17 protein-coding genes and 1 pseudogene are annotated in these 23,654 nt (G+C 55.7%); 16 read left to right on the top strand and 2 right to left on the bottom strand.

Features of this window, described 5'->3' with window-relative positions; genetic code table 11:
- Positions 1–96: 96 nt before the first annotated feature.
- From ACMHXI_RS08090 to tldD, 14 genes are all read left to right on the top strand, one after another.
- Positions 97–564: a Tfp pilus assembly protein FimT/FimU gene (locus tag ACMHXI_RS08090; RefSeq protein WP_044735296.1), complete on the top strand. Its 468-nt coding sequence runs from the start codon at positions 97–99 to the stop codon at positions 562–564.
- On the top strand, positions 554–1,054 hold the full coding sequence (locus ACMHXI_RS08085; protein WP_045282604.1) for a prepilin-type N-terminal cleavage/methylation domain-containing protein: 501 nt from the start codon (positions 554–556) through the stop codon (positions 1,052–1,054). The genes ACMHXI_RS08090 and ACMHXI_RS08085 overlap by 11 nt, the downstream gene beginning before the upstream one ends.
- Positions 1,054–1,890, top strand: a complete 837-nt coding sequence (locus ACMHXI_RS08080; protein ID WP_146508372.1) for a PilW family protein — start codon at positions 1,054–1,056, stop codon at positions 1,888–1,890. The genes ACMHXI_RS08085 and ACMHXI_RS08080 overlap by 1 nt, the downstream gene beginning before the upstream one ends.
- Positions 1,880–2,353 (top strand): MSHA biogenesis protein MshP, encoded by a 474-nt coding sequence (locus tag ACMHXI_RS08075; protein ID WP_071238664.1) that lies wholly within the window; start codon positions 1,880–1,882, stop codon positions 2,351–2,353. Before ACMHXI_RS08080 ends, ACMHXI_RS08075 begins: the two co-directional genes overlap by 11 nt.
- Positions 2,346–5,810 (top strand): DUF6701 domain-containing protein, encoded by a 3,465-nt coding sequence (locus ACMHXI_RS08070; protein WP_345845379.1) that lies wholly within the window; start codon positions 2,346–2,348, stop codon positions 5,808–5,810. Before ACMHXI_RS08075 ends, ACMHXI_RS08070 begins: the two co-directional genes overlap by 8 nt.
- Before the next feature lie 120 nt (positions 5,811–5,930).
- Positions 5,931–7,373, top strand: coding sequence for an inorganic phosphate transporter (locus ACMHXI_RS08065; protein ID WP_345852348.1), 1,443 nt, complete (start codon positions 5,931–5,933; stop codon positions 7,371–7,373).
- Positions 7,374–7,581: 208 nt separating this feature from the next.
- Entirely contained in the window at positions 7,582–8,631 is a 1,050-nt protein-coding gene (locus ACMHXI_RS08060) for a rod shape-determining protein (RefSeq protein WP_025011854.1), read from the top strand.
- A gap of 42 nt (positions 8,632–8,673) precedes the next feature.
- On the top strand, positions 8,674–9,552 hold the full coding sequence (mreC, locus tag ACMHXI_RS08055; protein WP_345852347.1) for a rod shape-determining protein MreC: 879 nt from the start codon (positions 8,674–8,676) through the stop codon (positions 9,550–9,552).
- Positions 9,549–10,037 carry a rod shape-determining protein MreD gene (mreD, locus tag ACMHXI_RS08050; protein WP_025011856.1) on the top strand — a complete coding sequence of 163 codons (489 nt, stop codon included), beginning with the start codon at positions 9,549–9,551 and terminating at the stop codon, positions 10,035–10,037. Before mreC ends, mreD begins: the two co-directional genes overlap by 4 nt.
- A 1-nt stretch (position 10,038) precedes the next feature.
- Complete coding sequence (locus tag ACMHXI_RS08045) at positions 10,039–10,641, top strand: Maf family protein (protein ID WP_045282606.1); 603 nt, start codon at positions 10,039–10,041, stop codon at positions 10,639–10,641.
- Positions 10,642–10,772: 131 nt separating this feature from the next.
- On the top strand, positions 10,773–12,239 hold the full coding sequence (gene rng / locus ACMHXI_RS08040) for a ribonuclease G (protein WP_044735291.1): 1,467 nt from the start codon (positions 10,773–10,775) through the stop codon (positions 12,237–12,239).
- Positions 12,239–16,549 carry a YhdP family protein gene (locus ACMHXI_RS08035; RefSeq protein ID WP_413734632.1) on the top strand — a complete coding sequence of 1,437 codons (4,311 nt, stop codon included), beginning with the start codon at positions 12,239–12,241 and terminating at the stop codon, positions 16,547–16,549. Before rng ends, ACMHXI_RS08035 begins: the two co-directional genes overlap by 1 nt.
- Positions 16,473–17,318, top strand: a complete 846-nt coding sequence (locus ACMHXI_RS08030; protein ID WP_413734630.1) for a carbon-nitrogen hydrolase family protein — start codon at positions 16,473–16,475, stop codon at positions 17,316–17,318. Before ACMHXI_RS08035 ends, ACMHXI_RS08030 begins: the two co-directional genes overlap by 77 nt.
- A 36-nt stretch (positions 17,319–17,354) precedes the next feature.
- Positions 17,355–18,803, top strand: a complete 1,449-nt coding sequence (gene tldD, locus ACMHXI_RS08025; RefSeq protein ID WP_028781336.1) for a metalloprotease TldD — start codon at positions 17,355–17,357, stop codon at positions 18,801–18,803.
- Between the two features lie 988 nt (positions 18,804–19,791).
- Here the strand turns inward: tldD and ACMHXI_RS08020 are convergent.
- On the bottom strand, positions 19,792–20,316 hold the full coding sequence (locus ACMHXI_RS08020; protein ID WP_025011860.1) for a hypothetical protein: 525 nt from the start codon (positions 20,314–20,316) through the stop codon (positions 19,792–19,794).
- 215 nt (positions 20,317–20,531) lie between these two features.
- A pseudogene (locus ACMHXI_RS08015) lies at positions 20,532–20,740 on the bottom strand (IS630 family transposase); the annotation flags it as partial.
- A 549-nt stretch (positions 20,741–21,289) separates the two neighbouring features.
- Between ACMHXI_RS08015 and ACMHXI_RS08010 the strand changes: the two are divergent.
- Both ACMHXI_RS08010 and ACMHXI_RS08005 read left to right on the top strand, forming a co-directional pair.
- Positions 21,290–22,690, top strand: coding sequence for a TolC family protein (locus tag ACMHXI_RS08010; RefSeq protein ID WP_144128547.1), 1,401 nt, complete (start codon positions 21,290–21,292; stop codon positions 22,688–22,690).
- Positions 22,680–23,654: an HlyD family secretion protein gene (locus tag ACMHXI_RS08005; RefSeq protein WP_028781331.1), complete on the top strand. Its 975-nt coding sequence runs from the start codon at positions 22,680–22,682 to the stop codon at positions 23,652–23,654. The genes ACMHXI_RS08010 and ACMHXI_RS08005 overlap by 11 nt, the downstream gene beginning before the upstream one ends.

Raw genomic sequence — 23,654 nt, 5'->3', positions numbered from 1 at the left:
GAAAAGGCCTGCCAAGCAGGCCTTTTTTACGTCAGGATTCAAACTATTGGGCTTATTTGCCATACTTGACTGAGTATGGAATTGGCGGGAAATCATATGGCTGTGACCAAGGGGACAGGCACCCGGGGATTTACTCTGGTGGAGTTGGTAGTGACTATCATGTTGCTGGCCATACTTTCCGTCGTGGTGCTGCCAAAATTGGTATCCTCCAGCAGTTACAGCGCCTGGACGCTGCGACAGGAATTGATTGCCGAGTTGCAAAAGACTCAGATGTTGGCACTCAATAATCCCGACCGTTGCTATCGGCTCTCCATCAGCAGCGGCGCTTATCAACTCAGCCATTTGACCCAGGACTGTACGAGCGTCATCCGCAACAATAGCGCCGAAAGTCTGCCGCGTAATACCCGGATACTGCTTCAAAGTAACGGTGCTGACAGTTTTCAGATCCAGTTCGATGCTTTGGGCCGCACCAACCTTGCCTGCAGTGGCGCCTGCCTCTCTGTGGTCGCCGATGAAACCCTGACTATCGCCATAGAGTCCGAGGGCTATATCCATGAGGGCTGAAGCGCGGGGATTCACCCTGATAGAGCTGGTGATCGGCATGTTGGTGCTCGGTATCGCCCTGGTGCTGTTGACCAGTGTGCTGTTTCCCCAAAGCGATCACGCGGCGCAGACCCTGCATAGAGTGCGCAGCGCCGAGTTGGCTCAGGCTGTGATCAATGAAATCTGGGGCAAGCGTTATGATGAGCATAGCGGCGCCAACGGTGGTCTACCCGCCTGTGACGGTTTGGGCGGTGTCAGTTGTACCCAGGTTAGCGATTATGGCCCGGATGGTGAGAGTCGGGATCAGTTTGACGATATCGACGATTACCATGGCCTTAACGAGCAGAGCCTGATGCTTAATTCCAGCCTGAGTTACCTGAGTCACTACCCTGGGTACAGTCTCAGCGTCCAGGTATCCCAGTATCAAGCCAACAGCAAGTTGGTGACTGTCACGGTAACTACCCCTGCGGGCGAGGCTATCCGTTACGACGTGCTGAGGAGTAATTTCTGATGCGCAGCAGGCAGGGTAAGAGATTCATACAGATCAAAGGACAAGGTTTCGCCAAGGGCTTTACCTTGGTGGAGTTGGTCACAGTGATCCTTATCCTGGGGATTCTGGTGGTGGGTGTCAGCAGCTTTATTATCTTTGGTACCCGTATTTTTGTGGATTCTACCGCCGTCGACAGAGTGCTGGGCAGCAGTCGTTTCGTGATGGAGCGACTGAGCCGGGAGCTGCGTAATGCCGTGCCTTCCAGTCTCAGGTTGCAGTCCAGCTCTCAGCTGCAGTGTTTGGAGTTTCTGCCCATCAGTGCCAGCGGCAGCTATCTGTCATTGCCACTGGCGCCGGATGTCCTAGCGGACAATGCCACAGTGTTTGCGCCGGCAACGGCTATTTCGGCCGGTGAACAGCTGTTGGTATACCCGCTGACCAATGCGGAGATTTATGGCAGTGGCAGCAACAAGCGCCACGCCATAGATAAGGTGGTGCTCAATGGCTCACAGCTGACCTTGCAGTTTGCCGCTGCGGTTAATTTTGCCGAAGCCTCACCGGCGAAGCGTTTTTATGTGGCCGGGCAACCTGTCAGCTATTGTTTTTCTCCGGTGAATGGCAGCATTCGCCGTTATAGCAACTATGGTTATCATGCCGGTCAACCTCTGCCCGATACTATGGGCTCTGGAGCCTTGATGGCCGAAGGCTTGAGCAATGATATTGCCACCAACCCGGCGGTGCAGCTGTTGCCTGCCACTCTGGTCAACAACGCCATAGTGCAATTGCGGCCAGAGTTCTCGGTCGTCGGAGAGCATTTTCAGTATCAACATCAAGTGCAGGTGATCAATGTTCCCTAGTCGAAATTATCACTGTTATGCGCAAAAGCATCAGGGCGGCAGCGCCTTGGTGATAGCCATCTTTGTAATATTGGTGATGTCGCTGTTGGCCGTGACTCTGTTGCGGGTTGGCGGCGACGCCGATGAAAGCGTCAACCTGGAAGTCTGGGGCTTAAGGGCGCTCAACGCCGCCAACAGCGGCGCCGATGCGGCTCTGGCCAGGCTGTTTCCCTTAAGCGGCGGCATTGCCGGCTGCGCCGCCGTGGGCTCAAGCTGGACAGCGCCGGATGTGACCGGATTTCACGGCTGCAATGTACAGCTCAGTTGCGATACCTTAAGCCAGGACACCAGCCCGGGCAGTACCAAGTTGTATCGTATTCGCAGCACGGCGGTATGCGAGAGCGGCAGTTGTGGTGTGGGCGCGGCAGATGACAGTCAATGCCTGAGAGTGAGCCGGGTTGTGGAGGTGGAAGCCCGTGAATAGTCGCATATTACTCTTGCTCGGGATATTGCTTGGCGGCCTGCCTGCGCTGGCACTGGCGGTGCCTCAGTGCAGTGATATATTTACCGACCCTCCGACAGGGAACCATTTCAATGATGGTTTTGTGCCGCCTGCCAATCTGCCGCCTAGCCGTGGTAACTTAACTTGTAGACAAAGTTGGTTTGATCCTTTTTTTTGTGATCAGTCACTGGCTCCGGGAGATTATGATTTTGATCGCGGTAGTTTCTCCCATGGCAGTTTCCTGAATCCAACAACAACGACCACCAGGTTATATTTCGATGACCTAGAGCTGAACAATGCCACTCTGAACCCAGGTGGAAAGGCCGAGAATCTGATCATCTATGTGCGTAACTCTTTGAGTATCAATGGTCATGACACCATAAATGCGATCTTGTATGTCGAGGGCGCAGTGCAGATAGCTGGAAATGGGTCCTTGGATGGCGCTCTGGCATCTGGGGGGGCTTTGGTGATTACCGGTAACTCGGATGTGGATATTGATCTCGGTGCAGTCGAAGACGCCGATTTTGGCGGCATGTGCAGTAATGACCAAACGCCAGTGCTGGGGTGTTTCAGCGATGACTTCAGTTCGGCTTCCCTATCGGCAGATGATTGGGCCATCAAGGTGCTGGGCAATTCAGTACCGCCCAGCATAGTGGGCGGGCGTCTGCGTTTGACCCCTGCCCGAGGCAATCAGGCAACCTCCAGTACCTATCAGCGCTTATTTCCGGCCGAAGGCAACCTGGTAACAGTTGAATTTGATTATTACGCCTGGTCGTCACAGAGTGGTACCGGCGGTGATGGTGTGGCGGTGATCCTTTCTGATGCGGCCGTGACGCCGCAGCCGGGCAGTTTTGGTGGCGCCTTGGGTTATGCCCAGCGTAATGATGGCACCCCGGGCTTTGCCGGAGGCTGGTTGGGGGTGGCACTGGATGAATACGGCAACTTTTCCAACCCCACAGAAGGGCGTATCGGAGGCCCGGGATTTCGCCGCCAAGCCGTGTCTATTCGGGGCGCTCAGGCCGGTTCCTATCGATACCTGACAGGTACAGTTGCCAATATTTATCCCAAGATAGATGTGCGCAGCAGCTATTACCCAGCTCCTGGGCACAGGTATAAGATTACCGTAGATTCCCGCCAGGCCAACATGGCTATGGTGTCTGTTGAGCGAGATACAGGTGCCGGTTACCAAACTTTGGTGAGCCCATTCAATGCCCGGAGTTTTATTGGCCAAGGGAGTGTGCCGACAGATTTTTACCTGTCGCTTACCGGTTCTACCGGCGGTTCCAACAACAACCATGAGATAGACAATTTCCAGGTTTGCGCTTTGGACTCCAAGGCCGTGGGTGAGCAGGTTCATCATTTTGAGTTTGATTACAGCAGCGCGCCTTTTACCTGTCGTGCCGAACCCATCACCTTGAGGGCCTGTAAAAATGCCAGCTGCTCAGAGCTCTTCACAGGTACTGTCACCGCCAATCTGAGCCCTAACCCCGTCAGTAACGGCCGTTGGTTGCCGGCAAGTTCGGTGACCTTTAATGGTGGCAGTACCCAAATTCAGCTGCAAAAGTTTGATCAAACGCCGCTGACACTGGGGGTTTCCTCCTCGACTCCGGCCACCCGCCCAGGCAGTGATACCCTTTGCCGAAGAGGCAGCGGTCCCTTGAGTACGGCCGCCTGTCGCCTGAGTTTTGCCGATAGTGGTTTCATTTTTGATGTGGCAGATAAGCTGGCCAACAAGCCAGAGACAGGAGTGCTTGTTAAGGCTATGAAGTCAGATGGCACAGCCCAGTGTGTACCGGCCTTTGCCAGTACCAACAAGACGCTTTCGTTCTGGAGTGAGGCGCTGTCGGCAGTTGTCGGTTCACCCAAGGTGCAACTGAAACCGACAGGCGCCCTGAGCTGGCAGGATATAGGCAGCAATCAAGCTGCCGCCACACCGCTGACCTTGGCCTTCGACAGTCAAGGCCAAAGCCGAATCGATATCAATTATGGCGATGCCGGTCGGGTCGAGCTAAATACCCTCTATAGAGGAACGACCAGCGAAGGGGATGCCGGGCTGGTGATGCATGGCGCCGATGATTTTGTCAGCTTCCCGTTGGGATTCTGTGTCGAGGTAGAGCAATACTGCCAGGCCGCGGATGCCTCCTGTGCGCCTTTTCGGCGAGCGCAGGAAAATTTCCCACTCAGCATCAGTGCCAAAGCCTGGGCGGATAATGGTAATGCCGATTTCTGTAAAAACCTCACCACACCTTCCTATCAGCAGGCAGATCTCTCTTTATGGCATAAGCTGATTGCACCGGCTTCAGGTCAACCCGGTAAACTGCAGCTGCAGCAGTATGATCATTTGCGCCAGCAAACGCCTGAGAATAACCGGCTCGCTCAGGCGGTCAGTGAGGTTGGGGTGTTTGAATTCGGCGTCACGGCGCCTTTGCCCTACGAGGGCAGTGTGGCCTTCCCGAGCCTGGTGGCCAGCGCTTATTGGCAGGGACCTAGCGGCAAAACCATAATGCCAGTCGGGCGTTTTGTGCCGGCCTTTTTCCGAGTCGATGAACCCAGTTTGCTGCCGGCCTGTAATGGTTTCAGTTACATGGATCAGCCATTTGAAGTCAGTTATAAAGTCAGCGCTTTGGCACTGGATAGACAAGTGACTCAAAACTATGTCGGTGATTTTGCCAAGGCTTACAGTCATTATCAGGCAGCCAATCAATTCGACGGAGTGGCGTTGGACAGCCGAGTTTCGGGGGGCGAGATCACTTCAGATACCTGGGTGGATGGCCTGGCTGAGTTCCAAGGGCAACTCAAGTTTGCCCGCAAGGACCCGGTTGCAACAGACGGGCCTTTCCCGCTTTTGGATATAGGCCTGGAAATTCAGGATCCGGACAAGATTGCCGAGCTGCTGGACAGCAATATGCAAAGCGATTTCAGCGGTGACTGCTCTGTGGCAGGCAGCTGCAGCGCCGTGCGTCTTGGTAGCCAAAAGATGCGTCATGGGCGTTTGCTGTTGGACAATACCTTTGGCCCGGAAACCCAAATCTTGAGCATGGCGGCGAGGACAGAGTATTGGGATGGCAGTGGCTGGCGTTTGAACGCCCTGGATAACTGCAGTGTGTTCAACACGCCGCTTGAATATCAACAGGATCAACTCACCCTGGGTTACCACTATGAACCTGCGCTCAGTGCCGGGCAGAGTATTAGCCGCTCCGCCAGCGGCGGCAACACAGTCACAGCCTTTGGCGGCGAGTTTGAACTCTTGTGGCGTGCGCTCGGAAGCTCCGGCTATCGCGGCAAGGTGACGGCGCCGCTCAAGACGCCTGAATGGTTGCAGTGGTACTGGAATTGGAATGGGCTTAATGACGGCACACTTAGCGACCCCAGAGCCAGTGCCTTCTTTGGCCGTTATCGCGGCAACGACAGGATCATCAGTTGGCGGGAAGTTAACTGAAGCCGAATAACAACAGTGTGAAGCAAATCACTAAAGCGCCAAGATGTAGATAATTTAACTTTGTCTTCAACTCACATTGAGCATAATCGACAGCCTCTGCTGTATTTGGCTGATTAAATTATGTTGGAAGCGCTTGCGGGTTTGGGGTGGATCTGGTCTTTGGGGCTGATCCTGGCTGTACTTTTTGTGTTGGCATACGAGTTTATCAATGGCTTCCACGACACCGCCAATGCGGTAGCCACTGTGATTTATACCAATGCCATGCCGGCCAGAGGCGCTGTGCTGGCCTCGGCGCTGTTCAATTTTGCCGGGGTGTTGCTGGGGGGGCTCGGTGTGGCGTACGCCATAGTGCATCTGCTGCCGGTCGGGCTCTTGTTGGACATGGACTCCTCCCAAGGCCTGTTGCTGGTGTTCTCCCTGCTGTTCTCGGCCATCGTCTGGAACCTGGGTACCTGGTTCTTCGGTATTCCCGCCTCCAGCTCCCACACTCTGATCGGCTCCATCATGGGGGTCGGTGGCGCCTATGCCTGGCTCAACGGCCAATCGCCGCTGGATGGGATCAATACCGGCAAGGCGATAGATATCATGCTCTCCTTGCTCTTGTCTCCAACCCTGGGCTTTATTCTGGCGGCGATTTTGCTGTTGGTGATGAAACGTATCTGGCGTAAGCCCAAACTGCATCGCACTCCGGCAGAGCAGATGGCGGTCAACGGCAAGAAGCATCCGCCATTTTGGGCCCGGATTACCTTGATAGCCTCAGCCATGGGGGTCAGTTTCGCCCATGGCTCCAACGATGGTCAGAAGGGCATAGGTCTGGTGATGTTGGTGCTTATCTGCATGGCGCCGGGTTATTTTGCCCTGGACTTGAACAGCCAGGGTTTCGATATGGACAAGACTCAGGATGCCAACCGGCGCATCATGGCTCTGTATGAGCGCAACCCGCAGCTGGTGGCTAACCTGGGTGAGCACGCCGCTGACAGTCGCTGTCAGGACTCGGCCATAGCTTCGATGCAGAGCCTGGATAGGCTCCTTGAACAAGGGAGTACAGTAACAGAGTTGACCCAGGAACAGCGCCGGCAAGCCAGGCAGTTGATCCTTTGTATCGATGACAGCACTCGTAAGTTGGCCAAGCAGCCCTTGCCAGGAGCCGAGGCTACTCAATTGAAGCACTGGCGTGGTCAGCTTAACGCCATGACCGAATATGCGCCGCTATGGGTCATAGTAGCCGTTGCCCTGGCTCTGGGTTGCGGCACCATGGTGGGCTGGCGCCGGATTGTGCACACGGTTGGCGAGAAAATCGGTAACGGTGGCATGACCTACAGTCAGGGGATAGCCGCGCAGTTGACCGCCGCCGGTTCTATCGGTATCGCCAGTATGACAGGCATGCCGGTATCCACCACCCATATCCTGTCTTCGGCCGTGGCTGGCACCATGGTAGCTAACGGCTCCGGGCTGCAAAAAAATACCATCAAACAGATCCTGTTAACCTGGGTACTGACATTGCCTATGACCATAGTTTTGTCGGCCGGGCTCTTTATGTTGGTGCAAGCCTTTTTCGCTTAAGAAATGTACAAATCATGTCAAGGGATTGGCATGATCCAAGCTTTTGGCAACTTTATTTCAGCGCATTCCGATCTCTTTTACCGAGATATGCTAAAAACCCTCACGGATTAGCGAATGTTAACTCCGTGAGTCTTGTGGAATGCCGGAGGCATTGATAAAGTTAGCTGATTTTCATTTCTTCTGACTCCACAGAATACAGGCTAGTTACATGTTCAAGAAGCTGCGTGGCATTTTTTCTAACGATCTGTCGATCGATTTGGGTACAGCTAACACTCTCATTTATGTTCGTGAAGAAGGCATTGTATTGAATGAGCCTTCCGTGGTCGCCATCCGTGGCGAACGAAGCAGCTCTGGGCAGAAATCCGTGGCCGCCGTCGGTACTGAGGCGAAGCAGATGCTGGGACGTACCCCCGGTAATATTCAGGCCATCCGCCCAATGAAAGATGGGGTTATCGCCGACTTCTACGTGACCGAGAAGATGCTGCAGCACTTTATCAAGCAAGTGCACAACAACAGCTTTTTCCGTCCAAGCCCCAGGGTACTCGTGTGTGTGCCTGTAGGTGCCACTCAGGTTGAACGCCGCGCGATCAAGGAGTCAGCGATGGGCGCCGGCGCCCGTGAGGTTTACCTGATTGAAGAGCCAATGGCAGCCGCCATAGGGGCCGGCCTGCCGGTTTCCGAAGCCACTGGCTCCATGGTGGTGGATATCGGTGGTGGTACCACTGAAGTGGCCATCATCTCGCTCAACGGCGTGGTTTACTCCTCTTCCGTGCGTATCGGTGGTGACAAGTTTGACGATGCCATCATCAACTATGTGCGCCGCAACTACGGCAGCCTGATTGGTGAAGCCACAGCCGAACGCATCAAGCACACAATCGGCACGGCTTATCCAGGCGATGAAGTACTGGAGATTGAAGTGCGCGGCCGTAATCTGGCCGAAGGGGTACCGAGAAGCTTTACCCTGAACAGCAATGAGATACTCGAAGCGCTGCAAGAGCCGCTGTCGGGCATTGTCAGTGCCGTGATGGTAGCACTGGAGCAGTCGCCTCCAGAGTTGGCGTCCGACATCTCTGAGCGCGGTATGGTGCTCACAGGTGGTGGTGCCTTGCTGCGGGATCTGGACCGTCTGCTGATGCAGGAAACCGGGATCCCTGTAATGGTCGCCGAAGATCCGCTTACCTGTGTGGCCCGCGGCGGCGGTAAAGCACTGGAGATGATCGATATGCACGGCGGTGACCTGTTCTCAGAAGAAAACTAATACTTTCCAGCACAGGCGGTATCTTACCGCCTTAGCTTTTCTATGAAGCCTATTTTTGTTCGCGGTATTTCAAATCAGTTCAGGTTGACACTGGCAGTGCTCATGTCGGTGATCCTGCTGGTTGCCAATGATCGTCTCGAACCTGCGAGACAGTCGCTGGCATCCTTACTGAGCCCTCTACAGTACCTGGCCAATGTGCCAGGTGAGCTGCTGGATTGGTCTGCCCAGAGTCTGGCGACCCGTGACATGCTGGAGCAGCAAAACAAAGAACTCTTGCGCCAGCAAATGCTGATGAGTGAAAGACTGCAGCGTTTTGAACACCTGCGCCAGGAAAACCAACGCTTGCGTGAACTGCTGGGCTCGCCGGTGCATATGGACTCGCGCAAGATGGTGGCCGAGGTGATGGAAGTAGCCAGCGACCCCTTCCATCACTATGTGGTGATCAACCACGGCAGCCGCAACGGCGTGTTTGTTGGTCAGCCCGTGGTGGATGCCCAGGGGGTTGTCGGCCAAGTGGTGCAGGTCAGCGAACTCACCGCCAGGGTGTTGCTGCTCTCCGACCCCAAACACGGCTTGCCGGTGCGTATTACCCGCAACGATGTGCGCCTGATAGCCAACGGCATAGGCGAACTCGATGAGATAGAACTCAGACACGTGGCCAAGAGTACCGACATCAAGGTCGGCGATTTGCTGGTGACTTCCGGGCTGGGCAACCGCTTCCCGGAAGGTTATCCGGTGGCGCGGGTGATTTCGGTTTCCCGGGACGATGGCCAGAGTTACCTTAAGGTCACGGCGCAGCCGCTGGCGGCGCTGGATCGAATCCGTTATCTGCTGCTTATCTGGCCTGAAGACCATCCCGGCGCCAAGCCTGAGTCACAAGAGCCGGCTGCAACCGACGCCAACAGTGGAGCCGAATCATGAGTCTGGAAAATGCCAATGGCCGTTTGGCGGTATGGCTGACCCTGCTGCTGGGTATGCTGCTGCAGATCATGCCGGTACCGGAAATGTTCAGCGCCTGGCGCCCCGATTGGTTGGTGCTGGTGATGATCTATTGGGCCGTGGCGCTGCCCCACAGATACAATATTCTCACCGCCTGGGTGTTGGGGGTGCTACTGGATATTCTACTGGGAGCTACCCTGGGGATCCGCGCACTGGCCATTTCCCTGGTGATCTATGTGGTGGTACTGCACTTTCAGAAGTTGCGTAACTTCCCCATGTGGCAGCAGTCTTTGGTGATCGCCAGCTTGATCTGCTTCTATCATCTGATTATTTTCTGGGCCCAGTTTGTGGTATCAGGGGCGCATTTCACCATGGAGCTATTCCTGCCTTCCCTGTCCAGCCTGGTCATTTGGCCCTGGGTCTTCTGGATACTGCGCCGCATCAGGCGCCACTACAAGGTACGTTAATATGCCGCTGATTTTGGCCTCAGCCTCCCCCAGACGCCGCGAGCTTTTGGCACAGCTGGCGCTGGGAAATCCGAACTTTGGTTTTGAGATCCTGCCCGCCGATATCGACGAGAGTCATCAAGCCGGGGAAACCCCGGAGCAGTTTGTCAGCCGTTTGGCCGAAGAGAAGGCGGCAGCAGGTTTAGCCCTGTGGTGCGGGAACCCTGAACATCAGCAAGGGTCTGATACTCTAGTGCTGGGCTCAGATACTATAGTGGTATTGGGCGACAGAATTTTGGGTAAACCCGTGGACAAGGCCGATGCCTGCGCCATGCTCAAGAGCCTAAGTGGCCGCAGTCATCAGGTGATGACTGCCGTGGCCTTGACCGATGGCAAGCACACAGAGGCGGCTATGGTGGTCACCCAGGTGTACTTCTGCGACTTGAGCGATGCCGATATTCAGGCCTATGTTGCTTCGGGCGAGCCCATGGACAAGGCGGGAGCCTATGGCATTCAGGGGCTGGGTGGCAGCTTTGTCGCCAAGATTGAAGGCAGTTATTCTGCGGTAGTGGGCCTGCCCATGGCCGAAACCCGGTCGCTGTTGCACAAGGCCGGATGTTTGTAAGCTCGCTTACACAAACTGACGAATTTTTAGCAGCTTTAACGCCCGCCAGCCGATAAAATCAATGAATTAACATCCAACAAGGGTAAATCGTGAATACCAGTCGCACAGTCAATAGCAAGGCTCCGCGGAAGATGGGGTCAGAACTGCTGATCAATGTGACGCCCACGGAAGCGCGAGTCGCATTGGTAGAACACGGTGTCCTGCAGGAAGTGCATATCGAGCGGCGTATGAAGCGCGGCCTGGTGGGCAATATCTACAAGGGCAAGATCAGTCGGGTTTTGCCCGGGATGCAGGCGGCATTCGTCGATATCGGCCTGGAAAAGGCGGCCTTTCTGCATGCCTCGGACATAGTGCCGCACACAGAGTGTGTTGCCGATGTGGAAAAGGGCAACTTCGTGGTGCGTGATATTGCCGAGCTGGTACGTCAGGGCCAGGACATCATGGTGCAGGTGGTCAAAGACCCCCTGGGCACCAAAGGCGCGCGGCTGACCACAGACATTACCCTGCCTTCCCGTTACCTGGTGTTTATGCCGGGCTCAAGCCATGTGGGCGTTTCTCAGCGAATAGACTCCGAAGAGGAGCGGGCGCGGCTGAAGAAGATTACCCTGCCTTTTGTCGACGATGACGGCGGCTTTATTATTCGCACCGCGGCCGAAGGCATAGGTGAGGATGAACTGGCGCAGGATGCTGCTTTCCTGCGGCGGGTGTGGGCCAAGGTCAGCGAACGGCGCAAAAGGCCCAAGGCCACGCTGTTGTATCAGGACTTGGCCTTGCCGGTGCGAATTGTCAGGGACTTTGTCGGTGCCGAGCTCGATCGCATTCAGGTGGACTCGGGCCACACCTTCGAGGAGCTGCTGCATTTCGCCCAGGAGTTCATGCCGGAAATTGCCGATAAGATAGAACACTACAGTGGCCCGGCGCCGATTTTCGATCTCTATGATGTGGAGAATGAGATTCAGCGGGCGCTGGAGCGTAAGGTGGAACTCAAATCCGGCGGCTATTTGATCATCGACCAGACAGAAGCCATGACCACTGTGGACATTAACACAGGAGCCTTTGTCGGCCACCGTAACCTCGAAGAAACCATATTCAACACCAACCTGGAAGCGACCCAGGCGATTGCCCGTCAGCTGCGGCTGCGTAATCTGGGCGGCATCATCATTATCGATTTTATCGATATGCTGCAGGATGAGCACAAACAAAGAGTGCTCAACAGCCTGGCCACGGCGTTGGCCAATGACAGAGTCAAGACCAATATCTCAGGTTTCTCCGGCCTGGGTTTGGTGGAGATGACCCGCAAGCGCACCCGCGAGAGCCTGGAGCATGTACTTTGTGGCGAGTGTCCTGCCTGCCGTGGTACCGGCTCGATGAAAACAGTAGATACCGTCTCCTTTGAGATCTTCCGCGAGATCATCCGCCTCAACCGCACCTATGATGCCGATGAATTCCTGATTTACTGTGCCCCTGCGGTACACGCCTGCCTGTCCGATGACGAGAACCACCTGGTGGCCGAGCTCGAAGTCTATATCGGCAAGCGTATTCGCATTCACTGCGAGCCCATGTATGTGCAGAGTAAATATGATGTGGTGATGGTCTAGTGCGGCTGTCTTTTTGCCCTCGAACCTTCGGCCGCTATTGCTGGCGCACCTTGGCCGTGACCTTGGTGCTGTTCGCCTTGATGGTGAGTCTCATCCGCGGGCTGTTGCCGCAACTGGATGAAGCCAAGCAGCAACTGGCCGACTATGTTGAGCGCGAATATGGCGTCGAGGTCAAGATAGGCAGCCTGGCTGCCCGTTGGCAGGCTTTCGGCCCGGCGCTGACGGTTGAGGACTTGGTGTTACCGCCGCAGGAGCGTTTGCCGGTGACACTCATGGTCGACAAGGTCGATGTCAAACTGGATTTCTGGCAGAGCCTGATGACCGCCAGCCCGCAAGTGGAAGATGTGATCTTCGACGGGGTGCAATTGGCGCTGGATCTGGACCATCTGGGGCAGAAATCGACCGGCGCAGCCGAGGCCGTGAGCAAGCCGGCTCCTGCCACCAATATCGACTGGCTCTATGCCTTGCTGCTGGAGCAGTTGGACCGTTTCTCTATCCGCGATGCCAGTGTGCAGCTGTTGTCCAGCAGCCATGATTATCGCCCCATTCATCTGCGGGACCTCAGTTGGCGCAATAGCGGCAAGTTGCACCAGGGCCGCGGCGCTCTCTACCTGGATGAACAGGCAACGGCGACCGAACAACTCACTCTAAGGCTGGATCTCAAGGGCGATGGCTACAAGCCAGATAGTATCAAGGGCCAGGCCTATCTGCAGGCGCAGTCGCTGGATCTCGGCAAGTGGGCCTCGCGCCAACCCAACCCTTATAACCCACAGGCCAAGTTGCCGCTGGAGGGGGTGGTCAACCTGGAGGCCTGGGTTGGCTTTGCCAACCGCGGCCTGGAATCCGGGGTGATCAAGCTGTTGCCCAGCTGGCTGCGCTGGTCACTCAGAGATGAGCCGCAGAAATTTGCCATAGATGGCGGTGTGATTGCCTGGCAGCCCATAGCTGATGGCTGGCGCCTGGACAGCAGTGAGCTCAAACTGGCAACCAATGACAAACCCTGGCCCAAGCTGGAGTTTCACGCCATGGAAACCGCCGGGGTGCTTTACGGCAAACTCAATGAATTGCAACTCGATAGCCTGTTGCCGCTGTTGCCGCTTATTCCTGGCATGCCTTTGGAAGGCCTTTATAGCTGGCAGCAACTCAAGCCTCAGGGCAAGCTCGGGCCTCTGGCTATCTATCGCCCCAAGGACGGTGAACTGCAGGCCAAAGTGGCGCTGGAGCGGGTTAGCTGGCAGCCTGCCGAGTCCATTCCCGGCAGCACGCCAATCGATCTCTCCCTGGGATGGCGGAACAACTTTCTCAGTGCAGTCTTGCCTAGCCAGGATTATAAACTGGACTTTGGCGATGGTTTCAAGGCGCCGCTCAGTTTTCGCGCCGATGCCTTTGAGCTGGGCTTCTCGCTCGACAGTCAGGCGCTGATGGTGCCGGCATTGCATCTGGGCAATGACGACATCAGCCTGGACGCCTCTATGCGTTTGCTGCTGGCCGACAAGCCACACCTGGCGCTGTCTTCCCGGGTCAAACTGCTCAACGCCGCCAATGCCGGGCGTTATTTCCCGCGCCATGCCATGGGCGAGTCGCTGGCCGCTTATCTGGAAGGCGCCATCAAGGCCGGTCGCAGCGATGATGCCACCGTGGTCTGGCACGGTGAGTTGGCCGGATTTCCCTATCAGGATCATTCCGGGGTATTTCAGGCTGGTTTCAATCTGACCCATGCCGAATATGCCTTCCAGCCGGATTGGCCGGCGGTGACAGATTTAAGTCTCAAGGCGCTGTTTGAAAATGCCCGGATGGATCTCTGGGTCAACAAGGGCAAACTGTTGAATGTGGCGACCGATGGCGCCCATGTCTATATCCCCAAGATGGATCACCGGAGTCTGCTGCGGGTCGAGGCGCAACTGGCGACTCAAGGCAAGGATGCTACTGAGGTGTTGCAGCGCTCGCCGCTTAAAGACAGTGTCGGTATCACCCTGGATGTAGTGCAGGTTCAGGGGCCTGTCAGTGGCAAGCTGGATCTCAGTATTCCGCTCTATGAAGGCGAAGAGGAGCAGATCCTGGGCGAAGTGCAGTTTGCCGGGGTGCCGATTTATATCCGTGAGCCCGGGGTGCTGCTCGATAAGGTCAGCGGCAAGGTGAGTTTTCATAACGAGGTGGTCAAGGGCGAAGGCTTGAGTGCCAGCCTGTTCGGCCAGCCGTTGCAGTTTGGTTTTGATACCGGCAAGGTCAACCAGAATATGGGGCTCAATGCCAGGCTCAAGGGCCAATGGAACCTCGCTAACTTGCCGTCCGAGCTGGACAATCCTCTCAGCGATTTTTATCAGGGCGCGTTGGATTGGCAGGGGAATCTGAAGCTGATCTTTGATGAGATAGGCTATCGAATTCAAGCCAATGTCAATGCCGATCTCAAGCAGACAGAGTTGCTGCTGCCGCCGCCTTATCAAAAAGCCCCGGGGCAGGCGCTGACGCTCAAGGCCGAGTTGCTCGGTGACAACAAGACCAGCTCCCTGGGCGTGCGTCTGGGGGATAAGGCCGAATTCTGGGGTGGCTTTGATGCAGACTCAGGTAAGGGCCTGAAACACTATGACCTGCTGCTGGGGCGCCTCTATCGCAGCGGCGATCAGTTGCAAAAACAGGATGGTCACTTACGGCTGGCCCTGGATGAGGTGGATTTTGCCCAGTGGCAGTCGCTGATCAATGCCTTTATCGGCGGTGGCAATCATGACAAAAAGGCTGCTGCCGAGAGCCAAACAGCAGTTCAAGCCGTGACTCAAGCTAAGACCCAGGCTGAGACTCAAACCGAGAGCACGGCCGGCACCACAAGCATTGCAGCAGATAAAGCTTTTTTCCCGCCGCTCAAGGGGATAGAGGCCAGAGTGAAACGGCTCGAGCTACTGGGGCAGCGCTTTACCGAGTTGCAACTCAGTGCCCGACCCGGAGAGCATGCCTGGCAGATAGAGGGACTGTCGCCGGAGTTTTCCGGTCGGGTAGAGATCTACCCGGATTGGTACAGCCAAGGATTGAAGCTGGTGGCATCGCGCCTGTATCTGAATCCGATAGCTGCAGCAGCGGCTGAGCCCGATTCCAAAGCGCAATCCGAGCCCGAGCCTGAAACCAATCTGCCTCAGGGCAGTGACCTGCCGCCGCTTGCGGTGGAGGTGGATGATTTCCGCTATCAGGATATGGCGCTGGGGCGTTTGTTGTTGCAAGCTAGCCCGTCTGCGACGGGCTATCAGATCCAGACTCTGGCGCTCAGCAGCGAGGATGCCAGTTTGCAGGGCAAGGGTGACTGGCTGAGCCGTGATGGTAACAACCGGACCCAGGTCGAGCTTAATCTCAAGGGAGATAAATTTGATCTGTTGGCTACTCGCTTGGGACTGGATCCCGGCGTGAAAGACTCGCCGCTGGAGGTCAAGGCCGAGCTCAACTGGCAGGGGGCGCCATCGGAATTCAATCTGGAGAGTCTCAGCGGTAAAGTGAGGTTCGATCTCGGCAAGGGGCATATCGAACAGCTCAGTGACAAGGGGGCGCGGATCTTCTCTCTCTTTAGTCTGGACTCGCTTTTACGCAAGTTGTCACTGGACTTTACCGATGTGTTTGGCAAGGGCCTGTATTACAACTCCTTTGGCGGCGATCTGACCCTGGAGAACGGGGTGCTCAAGACCACCAATACCGAGATGGACGCCATTGCCGGTAACATGAAGGTGCGCGGCTATACCGATCTGGTTACCGAGAGCCTCAACTATGATATTCGCTTTGTGCCGCAACTGGCCTCCAGCGTGCCGACCGTTGTGCTGCTCAGTACCAGCGCTTGGACCATGGGCCTGGGGGCTTTTGCCCTGACTAAGGTGCTGGAACCCGTAATTGAGATTATTTCAGAGATACGTTTCCGCTTGACCGGCACCATGTCAGAGCCCAAGCTGGAAGAGTTGGAGCGAAAGAGTAAAGAGATAGAGATCCCTGAGTCTGTACTGCCACGGCAACCCAAGTCGGCGCCTGGGAAAGGACAGACTCAAGTGCAGGACGATGAGCCTGCGGCCTCGGATGCAGGCCAAGGCGATCAAGCCAAGGACAACAAAGCCAAAGTGCTTAATAGCGACCAAGAGAGGGCTGTTGAAGAGGGTGGCGCTGAGACTGAAAAACCTTTGCCTCAAGCCGATAAAGTCACGCCGCTGCCGCTCAAATCGCCGAGTGAACCCAAGACAGAAGTGCCAGTGAAACAGGAAGTCGAACATGCAAGTCAGTCTGCTACAGTGTCAGAGTTGCCGCGAGCCGGAACAGAACCTGCAATTTATCGTCTCGCAGCTTGAGACTCTTCCCCGCCAAGATAATGAACCCCAACTCGTGGTGCTGCCCGAGTGCAGCCTGCTGTTCGGCGGCCATGAGAGCATGCAGTTGGCCTGGGCCGGTGAGCCTGGGCAAAGCCAGCTCAAACGGCAGCTGGCCGAACTTGCCACCCAATTTCAGGTATTCCTGCTGGCCGGCTCTATTCCGGTAGCCAGTGGCGATGGCCGGGTTTACAGCCGCTGTTATCTGTTTAATGATCAGGGGCAGGTACTCGGAGACTACGACAAGCTGCATCTGTTTGACGCGGAAGTGACCGACGGTACAGGCCAATACCGCGAGAGCGATACCTTTTGCCCGGGTGAGCGGATAAGCGTGGTGGATACCCCTTTTGGCCGCATCGGCCTGGCTATCTGTTATGATCTGCGTTTCCCGGATCTGTTTCGGGCGCTGCGTCTGCAAGGTGCCGAGATCATCGCCTTGCCCTCGGCCTTTACCAAGGTGACAGGCGAGGCGCACTGGGAAGTGTTGCTCAGAGCCAGGGCGATAGAAACCCAGTGTTTTATACTGGCGGCGGCGCAATGGGGCCAGCATAATCAAGGAAGCCGCGAGACCTGGGGCCAGAGCATGATAGTCGACCCTTGGGGACGCATTCTGGCGCAGAAGGCCGAAGGCACAGGCTGGGTGCAGGCGCGTTTGGACAAGGCCGAGTTAGCGCGGGTGCGCAGCGCCATGCCCGTAGAGACACACAATAGATTTTTGCCGCCGCAACTGGGCGACGGCAAGCGGAAATAACCAACAAGGCCACAGGGCCGGATTGAGAGAGACCCAATGCCATTTTTAACCCAAGTGGGACAGAGTTTACTGCAAGAGGGACTGCACCTCGACGATCTGCAAACTTACCTGGAGCGAATCCACCAACACCAGGTGGATTTTTCCGATCTCTATTTTCAGGGCAGCCGTCATGAAACCTGGGTGCTGGAAGATGGCATAGTCAAGGAAGGCAGTTTTCATATTGAGCGCGGTGTCGGTGTCCGAGCCATCAGTGGTGAAAAGACAGGTTTCGCCTACGCCGATGAGATAACCCCCAAGGCCTTGGCCGCCGCCGCCGATGCCGCCAGAGGCATAGCCCAGACTGGGGGCAGCTATCAAACTCAGGCCTGGAAGCGCCGCGGCGCCAAGGCGCTGTATCTGAGTGAAGATCCGATAGCGGCACTGGAAGAGGGCCGTAAAATTGCCCTGCTCAAGGAAGCGGATGCCTATATCCGTAGCTTGGATAGTCGCATCATTCAAGTGGTGGTCAGCTTGGCCGGAGTGCATGAAGAGATACTGGTAGCTGCCAGCGATGGTACTCTGGCGGCGGATATCCGGCCGCTGGTACGCTTCAACTGCTCTGTGATCCTCGAAGAAAACGGTCGCCGTGAACGGGGCGGTGCCGGTGGCGGTGGTCGTCACCACTATCAAACCCTGATGGCTGCCGCTGATGACGGCTTGCCCATGTGTTTTGCCTTTGCCCGCGAGGCCGTGCGTCAGGCACAGGTCAACCTGCAGGCGATAGACGCCCCTGCCGGTGAAATGCCTGTGGTTCTGGGCGCAGGTTGGCCCGGAGTCTTGTTGCATGAAGCGGTTGGCCACGGTCTGGAAGGTGACTTCAACCGTAAGGGCAGCAGCGCCTTCAGCGGTAAGATTGGCCAGCAGGTGGCCTCCAAGTTGGTCACTGTGGTGGACGATGGCACGCTGGAAAACCGCCGTGGCTCGCTGACCATAGATGATGAAGGTACCCCGGCGCACAAGACAGTGCTGATTGAGAACGGCATTCTCAAGGGCTATATGCAGGACAAGCTCAATGCCCGTCTGATGGGGCAAAAGCCCACCGGGAATGGCCGCCGCGAATCATACGCTCACTTGCCTATGCCGCGGATGACCAACACCTATATGCTGGCCGGAGAGTCGGCGCCCGCAGATATTATCAAGTCGGTGAAAAAAGGCCTCTACGCCCCCAACTTTGGTGGCGGTCAGGTGGATATCACCTCGGGTAAGTTTGTGTTCTCGGCCTCTGAAGCCTACCTGATTGAAAACGGCGAGATCACCAGTCCGGTAAAGGGCGCGACCCTGATAGGCAACGGCCCGGAAGCCATGGGGCAGATCTCCATGGTGGGCACAGATCTTGAACTCGACAAAGGCGTCGGCGTCTGCGGTAAAGACGGCCAGAGTGTCCCGGTCGGGGTTGGGCAGCCAACGCTTAAACTGGACCGTCTGACGGTCGGCGGCACAGCCTGAGAAATGCTGTCGAATCCCTGATTCGGCAGCTGAGTTTAGCGCTGGTTCCTGCATTGCTCTTGGGCGAAGTTGATAGCCGCTGTGACGGCAGAAAGTCCCGGAGCAAATGCATCCCTATTAATCTAAATCGATTGTGATCTTTGCAGAAACAGGCTTAAGCCTGCCGCAGGCAGGCCTGGCAAGGACAATTCTGCATGAACCTCCGAAAGTGAGCGTCTCAGAGAGTCTCAGACACTTTGCAGCGGGCTTCCTTGCAGCTCGGAAAGTGTTTAGGGTGTCTTGTATATTTGATATTAGCCGCTGTGCCAGCGGCATAAAGTCGTGGAGCTTCGCCCCACACCCGACCAAGAGGGGAACAACAGCAATCCCCTCTTGGATCTCCCTTGCCGCCCCACACGGTGTCGAAAGCCCCTCGGCCTAATGGCGCAAATAACTAGCGCTTCAGACGCTCATCCCTGATTCGACTGTCGCTGCTTCGGCATCCTTGCCTCAGCCACGTTATTTGCGCCAACGGCTGTCGGCGACACCGAGGGGGAAAGTCGGTGCAACTCTGCAATCATAGCGTTACTTGAAATTCCACAAACATACACCTATTTTCCAGGCATAGGCGGGACTGTGACCGTCGAAAACAGGGATGTTTTCGACGAGGCTACAGGGACGTATTCACGCCGTGTCACAGGATCGCCTGTGCGAGAGCGAACCGCAGGTGATGGGCTGCACCGTAGCCGGAAGCTCGGCCAATGCCTATTGGCGACACCTAAGGGGGAAGTTGGTGACATTCTGTAAAGTTTAAATCTACCAAAAGACAGGACAGCCAAAAGACAGGACAGTCAAATCTTTCTCAATACAACCTCCGGGTAATGGCATATCATGATAGCCGGGTTTAACACCATCAGAAGCCTGGTATGGTAATAAGGTGCAGCCCGTTAGACTTAAACCAATCAATGCCAATCAGCTTGCCAGCAAACAGTTAACCCGCATCAAATGACTAATCCGGTAATTGTTTGCAAAGGTCATCAAATAGCGCAAAACTTTCTGTTAGCACAGTTTGTAATTGTGTTTCGTTATAGCACCATGGCTGGTGTTGTGTACGCCAGTCTTTATCCCAATCTATCTTTTCACCTCGCGCTAACCGCTCGGCCACGGCAATCTGTTGATAAGTGCCGCCACCAATTCGCTTATCTTCACGCCACAAGTCAAAGTTGAACACTACCCACTGCAGCATCTCCATCATAAGCCTCATATGGGGGTAGGCGAACTTTTTGGCATTTAGCTTGTAATATCCCCCCTCGCTTTTGTAAAAGCGAATCGGGTAAGGGAACTGGGCAACCAATGCCTGTCGACGCTCCGTCGGCACCTTAGGATTAAAATCGCCAGGGAGTTTAGGAAAGCGCACCAACATGGAGGCATAGCGCTCGGCAAAATCGACCTCGCGGGCAATGGTAATCACGGGTTGTGATACTTCGCTCAGAATAAATTTGTGTTGTTGCTCTGTTAACATATCATTACTCATCTCGACTGTTTATGGTTTCCAGCCAGCAGGGGCTCGGCCCGAAATCTTAGCTCCCCCTTGGGTGCAGCAATGGCCTTGTAGATCAAATCAATCCCAGATAAGCAGGTTCCATCAGGGTTTTCGCTGTTAATTGAGCCGCTGGTAAAGAAAGACAAGACAGCCAGATCTTTTTGATGTTTCACACACCCTCGACTAAACAACAGATCCTAATACTGCTACATTTCCGCTGTGCCGTGTCCGCTGCCAGGAAATGGTGAAACCGTTTCCATAAATCGCCATACCCTGCTGAGGCGTTTCAGCATGGTCTTGCAACTATGATTGCGCGTGACCGTTTCATGCAGCGCCAGCCATAAGCGCTCTATCTTGTTAATCCGAGGTGAGTATACAGGTGAAACAGTAGCTTGAACCTGGAATTGTGTTTGAGCCGGTAGTCCGCCTTTTTTGACCAGCTTTCCGGTTTTGTTTGGCCAGCATTCTGTTTAAAACTAAGCAGTTTCTCAATGTACTTGAATAATCTCTCGGGCCAATGTGTCTGGTCAATGTCTCAGGCTAACTTGTTGATGGGCTGTGAGGTAACAATTCATGGTGTTGATAAGCCAGTTGAGTCACATTTTGGAGTCTGGAGGGACTCGTGCAGACATACGCCCATTTCCTCGGTGCAGGTTCGCCGATACGACTGCTCGGCATAAAGTCTGGAAACTGCTGCTATACGCAGCAGATTAGCTAAAGATCTTGGTGGGTATAACCCATTTCTCATACTTGGCGAGATAATCGTCGGCAAGCTTCACTCTTAGTGTTAGTTTCAATACAGCTTAAAAAAGACTAGGATCCAGTGGCTTGTCTGTTTTTTTACCCAGGTTTCGACAGGCCTTGGAGGCCTCGCGCCGCCGCGCAGCAAGGTTAACTGGTGGCCGACAAGCGAGGATGATATCCTTTTTGCTCAGGAATTAGAGTTTTTACTCTAGGGGTGTAGATGAAATTGACCAAATTTGCCTGGTTGCTGTTGTGGCCGCTGGCGGCTCAGCCTGCGCTTGCCGCAGACTATAGTTTTGCCTCGGCCTGGCAACAGTTGCTGGAGGTGAGCGATAAGCTGGCCGCCGAAGGCCAGGAAGTCAGCCGCGCCGAGGCGCAGCAAGAGGCCGGGCGCGACCTTAACCTGCCATCGCTCAACATCAACGGCAGCTATACCAGGCTGGAAAAACCGATAGAGCTGGATCTGCGCGATCTCAATCCTCTCGCCTCTATGGATCCCGCCACTCTGCCGCCAGCCATAGGTGGCATTATTGGTTCTTTGCCTGGCTCGCTGTTTGTGACTCCTTTCACCGAGCAGGATGTGTTCCGAGCCAGCTTACAGGCGATGTGGCCGATTTATACCGGTGGCCAGATCTCTGCCGCTCAAGGCATTCAGGCGGCTCAGGTGGCTGAGAAGAAGCAGCAACTGGAGTTGGCGCGGCGTGAGCTATTTACCACTCTGGTAGACAGATACTATGCCGTCACTGTGACCCAGGCTTTGGTGCAGACCCAGGCTCAGCTGGTGGCATCGCTGGAAAAGCATTACAGCCACGCTGAAAAACTGGAACAACAGGGGCAGATCGCCAGAGTCGAGCGCCTCAATGCCCAGGTGGCACTGGATCAGGCCAAGGTCGACCTCGGCAGTGCCAAACGCCGCCATGAGATGGCGCTGATAGCCCTGTCACGCCTGCTGCACCAGACTGATATCGCCACCAAGTCGCCGCTGTTTATGGCGCCAAGCTCCCCTTCATTGCCGCAATTGACCGAGCTGACGCTGAAGCAGCATCCAGCCTTGCGCTTGTTGGAGGCGAAAGAGACTCAGGCTCAGGGTCTGGTCGATATGGAAAAGGGAAAATACTTCCCCACGGTTTTCCTCTACGGTAACTACACCCTCTATGAAGACGACAGCCTGTTTTCCAAGGTCGAACCCGACTGGATGGTAGGCGTCGGGGTCAAGGTGCCGCTGCTGTCCCGTGATGGTCGCAGTGGCAAGGTGCAGGCGGCCAAGAGTGCCTTGCTGCAGGCCAGATACACCAAGGCACAAACCCGTCAGGATCTCAGCCTGTTGGTGGATCAGAGCTATCGCCAACTGCTGCAGGCCGAAGAGGAGGTTAATGCCTTGAACAGCTCTCTGGCGCTGGCAGAGGAAAACCTCAAGCTGCGGGAACTGGCTTTCAATCAAGGGCTGTCTACCTCCATCGACAGGGTGGATGCCGAGCTCAAACTCAGTGCGGTACGCACCAAGCAGTTGGCGGCTCAATATCGTTATGTTCAGGCCTATGCCCGCTTGATGGCGGTCAGTGGCCAGTTGGATGAATTTATCGGACGCAGTGACAAGCAGGAGATACAGGATGCGGGTTAATCCTTTGGTGGCCATAGTGGCCCTGGTAACCATAGTGGCGGCGCTGGTATATGGGCTGATCCTGGCTTACTCCCCCAAGCCACAGCTGTTGCAGGGGCAGATAGAGGCCAGGGAATACAATGTGTCTTCCAAGGTGCCGGGCCGGGTAGAGCAGGTGTTGGTGCGCCGCGGAGACAGTGTCAGTGAAGGGGATCTGCTGTTTGCCATCGACAGCCCCGAGCTCAATGCCAAGCTGATGCAAGCCGAGGGTGGCCGCGATGCCGCCAAGGCGATGCAGCAGGAAGCCGACAGCGGTGCCCGTAAGCAGCAGGTTGCCGCCTCCCGCGAGCAGTGGCTCAAGGCCAAGGCCGCCAGTGAGCTGGCCAAGACTACCTTCGACCGGGTAGAAAACCTGTTCCGCGATGGCGTACTTGCCCGGCAAAAGCGTGATGAAGCCTTTACCCAATATCAGGCCGCCAAGTATACCGAGCAGGCCGCCTATGCCATGTATCAAATGACCGAAGAGGGCGCCCGGGAAGAAACCAAGGCCGCCGCGGCCGGTAATGCCCGGATGGCCGAAGGCGCAGTGAAAGAGGTCAGTGCGATACTCGCCGACAGCCAGATGCGCGCGCCCAAGGGCGGTGAAATCACCGAGGTGCTGTTGCAGGTGGGCGAGCTGGCACCCAGTGGTTTTCCTGTGGTCAGTTTGGTGGATATGACAGATGCCTGGGCCGTGTTTCAGGTGCGAGAGGATCAGCTCAAGCAGTTCAAGAAGGGCGAGCGTATGACCCTGACACTGCCGGCGCTGCAACGTAGTGTCGAGTTTGAGGTCAGCCACATCAGTGTGCTGGGCGACTTCGCCACCTGGCGGGCGACCGAGAGTGGCCACGACTTTGATATGCGTACCTTTGAAGTGGAGCTCAGGCCGCTGGAGCCGGTAGCCGATCTGCGGGTGGGCATGTCAGTATTACTTGAAAAGTCTTGA

This window comes from Shewanella sp. BJSY2023SW005, assembly GCF_047314585.1.
In the GTDB taxonomy this organism is placed as follows: Bacteria; Pseudomonadota; Gammaproteobacteria; order Enterobacterales; family Shewanellaceae; genus Shewanella; species Shewanella algae.
Note: the sequence above shows the minus strand (reverse complement) of the source record. Positions and strands in the feature narration are given on the sequence as shown.